The sequence below is a fragment of the Nocardioides oceani genome, from assembly GCF_030412965.1.
In the GTDB taxonomy this organism is placed as follows: Bacteria; Actinomycetota; Actinomycetes; order Propionibacteriales; family Nocardioidaceae; genus Nocardioides; species Nocardioides oceani.
Window position 1 is genome coordinate 1 of the sequence record NZ_JAUHJQ010000043.1, and the last position, 1,421, is coordinate 1,421.

At 67.1% G+C, this 1,421-nt stretch carries 1 protein-coding gene; it reads right to left on the bottom strand.

Going from position 1 to position 1,421, the window contains the following annotated elements; translation table 11 throughout:
- Positions 1 to 31: 31 nt before the first annotated feature.
- Positions 32 to 1,177: an IS110 family RNA-guided transposase gene (locus tag QWY28_RS23190; protein ID WP_300955288.1), complete on the bottom strand. Its 1,146-nt coding sequence runs from the start codon at positions 1,175 to 1,177 to the stop codon at positions 32 to 34.
- Between the last annotated feature and the right edge of the window lie 244 nt (positions 1,178 to 1,421).

Consider the following 1,421-nt stretch of genomic DNA (forward strand, 5'->3'; position numbering starts at 1 on the left):
GCGTTGATGCTCCTATAGATCGTCAAGTCGATCAGGCCGCGATTTCAAGCCCTTCGTCGCCGGGATTGGCGATGGCGTCCGGGGCCGGCAGCAGGCGAAAGAGCTCGCGAGCCAGGTACCGCTTCAGGCACCGGATGATCTCTCGCTTCGACATGCCCTCGGCGGTGCGACGGGCCACGTAGTCGATCGTCGGCTGATGCCAGCGCATGCGCACGATGATCACGCGATACAGCGCGGCGTTGGCCTGCCGGTTTCCGCCGCGGTACAGACGGTGCCGGCTGTTGGTCTTGCCGGATCCAGCCGGGATTGGGCACGCGCCACACATCTTGGCGAACGCTGCCTCGGACTTGATTCGGTTGGCGTTGTCGCCGGCGGTGATCAGCATCTGTGCCGCGGTGTCGTAGCCGACGCCAACGGCCTCGACGAGCTGGGGCGCAGCGGCCGCAGTGAGTGCCTTCAGCGATGCGGCGTGAGCCTTGGACTCCTCGTGCAGCGCCAGCCAACGCTTCGCCATCGAGGACAGCACGTGCCGCATCGCCACATCCGGGTCGCCCGGCACAACAACGGCTGGTGCGCCACGGCGCACTGGCGGCAGGGGGGCCGGACCCTCCAGCGCCGCGCACGCGAGGATCAGCTTGTGGTCGGTGAGCTTCTCCAGCTCCGCCCGCAGCGCCTCGCTCCCGGTCGCGAGGGTGGCCTTGAGTGTGATCATCGCGGTAACACGGGCTTGAACGGCACCGTCGTAGGCGATCTTGACCAGCCTGATCGTTTCGACCGCGCCGTCGGCGGTCTTGGGTGTCGACAGCCCGTGCCCAGCCAGCAGCTGGCGTGCAGCGTGCTCAGCATCGATGGTGTCGTTCTTTCCTGCGAGTCGACGTTCCGCGGCCCGTGCTGGGCGGGCGATCTCGTGGATGTCGTGACCGTGGTTGCGCAGGTAGCGCGCTAAGCCGACGCCGTAGGAGCCGGTGCCCTCGATGCCGAACCCGATCAGCCGACCGGCTGACCCGACGAAGGCCAGACAGAAGGTCAAGAGTTCCTCAAACCCGGCGATGGTGGTGGGCACGACGATGTCGCCGAGCCGGCCACCAAGGCCGTCGATCGCGACCGCTACGTGGTTGTCCTTATGGGTGTCGACGCCGACGATGACATCGTCGCGCCGAAGCTGCATGCTGGGCATCGGGCTGTGGATCCTCTCTCGCTCTTCCGGCGGGCTGTCCATGGCTCAGCTGGCCGGAGTGGGCGGACAGGACTGCGATGAGGCCCTGGTCGAGTCAGGCTCCTATCAGGTCACTGCCCACCCGGCCAGCAGTCTGGTGAACGCCACCGCCCGGGGCCGACACGTCAACGCGAGGGCACCCGCAGGGCCGGTCATAAGCAAGGGTCAGACCCCAGGTGGTGGCGCAGTCACGATGCTCGCAGTC

What these genes read in the sequence shown, in the direction of transcription:
- QWY28_RS23190 (WP_300955288.1), bottom strand. Translation starts at nt 1,177, where the DNA reads ATGCCCAGCATGCAGCTTCGGCGCGACGATGTCATCGTCGGCGTCGAC.